Source organism: Brotomerdimonas butyrica, from assembly GCF_025567305.1.
Taxonomy (GTDB): domain Bacteria; phylum Bacillota; class Clostridia; order Peptostreptococcales; family Anaerovoracaceae; genus Lentihominibacter; species Lentihominibacter butyricus.
The window spans coordinates 1-6541 of sequence record NZ_JAOQJP010000026.1 but is presented as its reverse complement, the minus strand read 5'-3'; the positions used below and the strand labels follow the sequence as shown (position 1 = coordinate 6541).

Here is a 6541-nt window from a genome sequence, read left to right as displayed (position 1 = left end):
GAAACATTCGGATATTTAACTCCTGACGAGTTCTACAGGCAGGGGAAAAACGAGGTTTGATACTCTACTTTTATGGGTGCACCTCAATCATTAACTTCTGCTCCTTTCATCCCGTTGCGTGTGAATTGATATGGCTATTATATCAAACAAACGTATCAAAAGCATATCAAATATAGGCAATATTGTCCTGTTTTTAGGGGGAGTGATGCGGAGATGGGGGTGCTTCGTTATTTTAGGGAAATTTTGACCAATATAAAAGAGGAGAACGAAATCTCCCCTTTAATGATTCATTCTCTAACATTCGGTGGAAACATTGTCTGTTTTTCGGCCGATGATAAACAGTATCACGCCCAGTACAGCGCCGCCCAGACCGCACCATCTGCATATGGATATCATCCCGTAGAAGTTACCCAGCAGTCCTTCGCCGTAAGTCTCCAGATAATATGCAGGACCCCAGGAACCTTCATACCAGGAGATGACAAAGGAGCCTATGAACATCAGCAGTCCGAATATCATGAAGAATATACCCATTCTCCAAACATCTCCCTGAGCCAGCTTTGTCTTGGGATTGATAGGATATTTTTTCGGATCTTTTTTGTAGAGTCCGCCGTAAAGCCGTTTGAATGCAACGTACGCAACCAGACCTGAAACAGTTATAAGGAAACTGAATGTAAAGAATTCAAGACCGTTTACCATTATGCCTATAAACCCTATAAGGAACATTCCGCCTATAACGTAAGCCTTGAGAGCTTTCCCGCCTTTTGCATACCATACTGTTCTTTCTTCAACAGGGTACTTTTTCCTTATTTTCAGGAAGGCAAAAGCCAGACCTACATAAAGTATAAACAGAACAGGCGAAACGATATTTACTATCATGGAAAAGTCAAAGTTTACGAATATAATAGTGACTACTGCCAGAATTATTATAGGCCAGAAAGGCATTTTGCTTTTTTTTGTAAGCTTTGACAGGAAGCCCGGACACAGGTTGTCTTCTGCAAGTATCAGGAAAAGTCTTGAACCGCTGGCGATTATTGAATTTGTCGTTGAGCATGAGGATACCACAGCCATTATCATAAAGGCAATTCCCAGAGCAGGGCCTGTATAATGGATGAGAACCGATGAATAATTGAGGACACCTTCCTCGATTCCCGTCCCCCAGCTTTCATAATTTCCCAGAGAAGCCAGACCGGCGATTGTCGGCAGCAGGAAATTAAGGGTTATTATTATGATGGAAACCTTCATGCCTTTAGGGACAATTTCCGGATTAGCGATTTCACCGCCCAGATTTGATATCTGTATGTAGCCGCAGTAAAGCCATATCCCTATGGCAAGACCGGTTCCCAGGCTGCTGACGATATCGGAGCTTTCAGGAATGAACGGCTCTATCGGATTGTAGTTCCAGTTGGCAAAACCAACGATGGTTACCAGGGCAAACATTACTATTATGATTATAGAGAAAATGGTGCTTAGTATGCTGACCTCTTTAAGGCCTATAAGGTTTACAATGGTCAGAACGACTACGATGGCAACCTTTATTATTGTAGCTGCCAGAGGTGTGAGTGCTATTACCTTTCCTATATATCCTACTGCAATAACCACGTATGCAGCCTGTCCCAGATAAATTGCAAGCATCAGCCACCAGTTCATGCAGAAACCCCACATTTCCCCGTATGCCATTTTCATCCATACATAAGGACCGGCGTCAACAGGAGCCAACGCTCCCAGTTCTGCTGTGTAGATTCCCATAGGTGCCGCCCACAGAATAGGGATTATAATCAGCAGTGCTATGGTCAGTCCCGGACCTACGCTTGGTATCATGTCTTCGACGCCGAAGGCTCCGGCAGCACACATGCAAAATATGAGAAATACTATTCCTGCCAGGGAAAATCTGGTTTTGTGCATTGTGGCGGAACCGTTTTCGGCGGTATGAGTATCAGGTTTGTTGCTCATTTTGCTCCTCCTTTTAAATATATAATTTCTTTCTTTTTCCGGAAAATGCACCACATTTGGGTATGTTTAGATTACAAGATGTTTTCAGAAAATTATATAATCTTCTTGCTGTTCGAATTGCCGATTTTTATGAATAGCATCTATTAGGGTCATATTATATTGCTGTTTTATTACAAATCTAAGGAACGACCGCAACAAAGACAGGTACAGCCTGCCGGACTACTTTATTCCCGGGAGAATACTTATGAAACAGAGACTCTGGCTTTGCAGATGAGTAAGGATATTGAGACTGCTTTCGGTAAGGAAGGCAGTCTCCTGAGAAAAAAGCCTCTGATCAAGGATACGTTCAAGGGTTTCGCAAATAGGAGCATCGCAATTGGCACATTGATGTATACGCCGGATTTCCGCAAGATAGCCCGGGTAGTCGGTCAGATTTATCTTGCTTATGGTTACCAGACTTCCCGCAGGAATAGTATCTGATTTTACGATAAGTTCTTTACTGTGGGTCAGATTAAGATTCCAGCAGAGAATATGGTGAAAGCTTCCGGCTTTTAAGAGGACATAATAAGTATCAATATATATGGCGTCGTAATCCTGTGCAAAAAAACGCAGAAGATAGTATAGCGGAGTTTTTATGAATTCGGCAGAATGGATGGACTCATCTTCCTTCGGAAGCCCCATGTTAAAGCGGCATCTGTGTCTGGTGACGATATTGTCCAGTATGTTTTTGATACTGCCGTACATGTCGGTACTGCCGGTGCTATCTTTCTTCTGGCTATGACTGTCTATGATTATTTTTACAGAAGAAAAATATTTCTGTACGAAGTCCGGAGTCAGAAGCTCGTTTTGTGAGAAAAAAACGTCAGAAACATCAAGCAGATCCGGGTTGTGACAGGCAAGCTCCGGATAAATATGAAGAGATGTATCAAAATTTATTTGGTCTATACGAATTGTCTGGCTTACAGGTTCTGTGGGAAAATCAACAGAGGCTGTTTTCAAAATGTCAAGATTTCCCCGTATAATTGCGGCAAAGTCAGAGATTTCAAACATTTTAACAGCAGGCTCCATTTTTGAAATGGTTTTGCCGATATATTTTTTTCTGTACTCCTGCGGAGGCATGCCGAACCAGAAGGCAAAGTGCTTATTATAGTATGAAGAATTGGAAAAGCCTGAGCTGAGTGCAATGTGAGATATGGAAAGATCAGACGTCAGAAGGTCGTATTCCGAGGTTTCCACACGAACCATGTTTATAAAATCTCTGTAGTTTATGCCTATTGTCTGTGAGAATAAATGGGACAGATAGTAAGGATTAAGATTTTGCCTGGAGGCTATCTCTTCAAGGGTGGAAGGCTCCACATAGTTTTTGTAAATATCGTCTATTATTTCACCCAACCGCTCGGTTTGCCTCATATCCTGAAGCCGTTTGTAAACGAAGGCTTTGTTTTCCTTATCCACTGTAAAACCCCGGAATTCACGGTAAATGATTCCGAATATGGTTTTCAGTGTTTTCTTTACACGGCTGTGAAAACCGTCGGTGCGCTTTAAAAATTCATCAAGCAGCACAAAAATACAGTATTTAAGCTGAAGCTGCTGATTGTTATAAAGCAGCAGGGTTTTGTCTGTAGGCATGGTGATGACAGCAGTACGTATGTTGGGAAATATTTTTTCCAGATACTCGATGTTGACGCTTAAGATAAGAACCATATTACTGCTGTCTTCGGAGCGGAGAGAATGTATGTCCTCGCTGTGGATATAACGAAAATCATTCTTTTTAAGGCGATATGTTTTAAACGTCAGATTAAGATCCACCGTGCCTTCCAGCACATATATAAGCTGGATATCAGGATGCATATGTATTGGGTAATTTGATATGGAGGCAATTTCGATTTTAGCCGGCAGATCTTTTTCGTAAGTTATTTTTTTCAGCATAATGTACCTTAACCTTTATAGAAATTAGTTGCTATTTGTCAATACATTATATGAAAATGGAGCAAAAAAGACAAATGCTTTTTCTGAAAATTAAAAGATTTACGTATAAAATTAATTGCAGTATATTATTATTACAAAAAATAAAACGAAATTTAGTGCCTCGGGCATTTGGATGCCGGCAGAATAGGGGGATAGTATGAATTTAGTATTGAAGAGTACATGTATTTTTGACAGTGTGGGCGATGAACCGTTTGCAGGGTACATAGAAGTTGAAGACGGCAAAATCAAATCTGTGACAAAGGGCGAAACAGATAAGTTTAACGATTCGTCTGCGTACAATGTTAAGGACTGTGGTGACAGAACCATAACGGCAGGCCTGATAGACGGGCATATACATCTTTTCCTCGGGTCCTTGTACAACGCCACTGTGGATATTTTCTATACAGAAACGGAAGATGCTGCGGCAAAGAAGCTGTACGAATTTTATAAAGACCGTGACGATGAGTGGATTCTGGGCTTTAGATGGTCAAACTACAGATGGCCTGATGCAAAGCTTCCGACCAAAGAGACTCTTGACAAATATTTTCCTGACCGGCCTGTTATCGCATTCAATGACGAGCTTCACGCAGTATGGGTAAACAGTAAGACACTGGAAATCTGCGGTATAAACAAGGATACACCTGATCCTGCGGGCGGCACTATAGAAAGAGATGAAAACGGCGAACCGACAGGGTATCTGCTGGAGCAGCCTGCTATGGAAATGGTTACAAAAGCGGCTCTCGACGTATCACCTGAAAAGGAAGAGGAGCTGATAGAGGGGTTCATAAAAATGGCGCATACCAAGGGCGTCACATCGGTTGGAGCAGTGCATGTCCTGAAGATAATGAAGAATGAGGCCTGCAGACGACTTGAGGAAAAGGATAAGCTCAAGGTGAGAGTTTTCTTTGCGCCTCATATGGAAATAGATATGGACGAAGCTCTCCGGCTTAAGAAGGAGTATACTTCAGATAAGCTGAAGTTCCTGGGATTAAAGGGTTTCATGGACGGAACTCCTCTGGGTTATACGGGATACATGGTTGAGCCTTATACAGATCGTCCGGGATTCCGCTCAGAGCCTCTTGTGGATAAAGAGTGGCTGGAGGCAAAGAGCAAGGAGTGCTACAAAAATGATATTGCAATGAGACTTCATGCCTGCGGAGACGGAGCGGTAAGAATGGCTCTGGACGCCTTTGAAGCAGCCAGAAAGGAACTGGGCGAAAAGGATATCAGAAACACCATCGAGCATATAGAAGTTATTCATGAGGATGACATTGGCAGATTTGCGCAAACCAACACCATAGCCAGCATACAGCCATGTCATATGCTGATGGAATCACTGGAAAAGCATCCTGTTTTCGACATGCTGGACGAAAAAAGAGTACGCCTGTCATGGATGGGCAAAACCCTTGAGAAAAACGGAGCTAAAATGGCTTTCGGAACAGATTTCCCTATCGTTGACCTTGATCCGGTAGATTCTGTATACAGAGCCGTAAAGAGACGTATGGAAGACAATCTTCCTGAGGGAGGATGGAATCCGCAGGAAAGATTCACAGTTGCAGAGGCGCTTAAAAACTCCACTGCAGGACCTGCATACATGATGCACATGGAAGATAAGCTGGGAACCATTGAAGAAGGAAAGCTTGCCGATATAAACGTATTCAGCCGCAATATATTTGAGGATATTGACGATATGCTTTCCACGAAGACAGTGATGACCGTGTTTGACGGAGAAGTTGTGTACGATAAAATGTAAAATCAAAACGAAGCCAGTGCCCCTGAATTTATGAAGATTCCTAACAACACAGAAAAATTTTGTGCTGTTAGGGATTTTTTCAATAAATGCCTTTGCAGGGATCCCGGCGCCTCAACAATAAATTATATGAATTTTGTTGATTTTGTGATATAGTCTCGAGTTTGACAGTTACAGAACATAAAAACTTCGCAAACCGTTGAAATTAATGGGATGCGAAGTTTTGTTGTTGAAGCGAAAATGTGGTATTTTTTATGCTTTCCCTATGTTGCTTAATATTTTTTTCATAGTTTTGGAAGAAATGAATTCCATGTCCGTTCTAAAGTCGAATGCCTCATGCAAAGCATCGGTAACAGGTGTTCTTGTATATGCACTTAAGTATCCAAGGTTTCTGAGATGATATACATTCATAGTTCTAAGTGTTTTGAGAAGCTCCTCATCTGTGAACTTACCATCTGTTTTTTTAGCCATGATTCTTAGTGTGAGTAGAGAAAGAAAACAAGTGAGAAAATGTGCAGTTATCCTGTCATCGTTTCTTAAATATACCGGTCTGGCCTTAAATTCATTTTTCATTGTCCTAAAAGCAGCCTCGACCTGCCATCGCATTTTGTTTATGTGGATAATATCGCTGATGTTTTTATCGAGGGTAGTACAAACAGCGTATAGTTCATCAAAACGTGACTCGTTGGATATTTTATCGGCATCAAGAAGAAGAGCCTTTTTTTCTGCAACTTCACCATTTGCTGAAAAGCTGAGTTCTGTAATGAAACGTTTAAGTGAAGACTGGTTTTCGTTGATGCGACTCATGTAAAGGCGGCTGCTAACAGAAAGAAATCAAAAAAGATTCTTGTTGCCAGGAAAACTGCAAGATTT

Annotated in this window: 4 protein-coding genes; 1 reads left to right on the top strand and 3 read right to left on the bottom strand. The window is 41.7% G+C overall.

Going from position 1 to position 6541, the window contains the following annotated elements:
• Nucleotides 1-294 precede the first annotated feature (294 nt).
• Nucleotides 295-1950 (bottom strand): APC family permease, encoded by a 1656-nt coding sequence (locus OCV59_RS11945; RefSeq protein ID WP_147594666.1) that lies wholly within the window; start codon nt 1948-1950, stop codon nt 295-297.
• A 219-nt stretch (nt 1951-2169) separates the two neighbouring features.
• Nucleotides 2170-3879, bottom strand: a complete 1710-nt coding sequence (locus tag OCV59_RS11940) for a helix-turn-helix domain-containing protein (protein ID WP_147594665.1) — start codon at nt 3877-3879, stop codon at nt 2170-2172.
• A 196-nt stretch (nt 3880-4075) separates the two neighbouring features.
• Between OCV59_RS11940 and OCV59_RS11935 the strand changes: the two genes are divergently transcribed.
• On the top strand, nt 4076-5671 hold the full coding sequence (locus OCV59_RS11935; RefSeq protein WP_147594664.1) for an amidohydrolase: 1596 nt from the start codon (nt 4076-4078) through the stop codon (nt 5669-5671).
• A 249-nt stretch (nt 5672-5920) separates the two neighbouring features.
• Here the strand turns inward: OCV59_RS11935 and OCV59_RS11930 are convergent, their stop codons facing one another.
• Nucleotides 5921-6475 (bottom strand): IS1634 family transposase, encoded by a 555-nt coding sequence (locus OCV59_RS11930; RefSeq protein WP_147594663.1) that lies wholly within the window; start codon nt 6473-6475, stop codon nt 5921-5923.
• Nucleotides 6476-6541: the final 66 nt, after the last annotated feature.

Coding starts and splice junctions, on each gene's coding strand:
- OCV59_RS11945 (WP_147594666.1), bottom strand. CDS start 1,950: ATGAGCAACAAACCTGATACTCATACCGCCGAAAACGGTTCCGCCACA.
- OCV59_RS11940 (WP_147594665.1), bottom strand. CDS start 3,879: ATGCTGAAAAAAATAACTTACGAAAAAGATCTGCCGGCTAAAATCGAA.
- OCV59_RS11935 (WP_147594664.1), top strand. CDS start 4,076: ATGAATTTAGTATTGAAGAGTACATGTATTTTTGACAGTGTGGGCGAT.
- OCV59_RS11930 (WP_147594663.1), bottom strand. CDS start 6,475: ATGAGTCGCATCAACGAAAACCAGTCTTCACTTAAACGTTTCATTACA.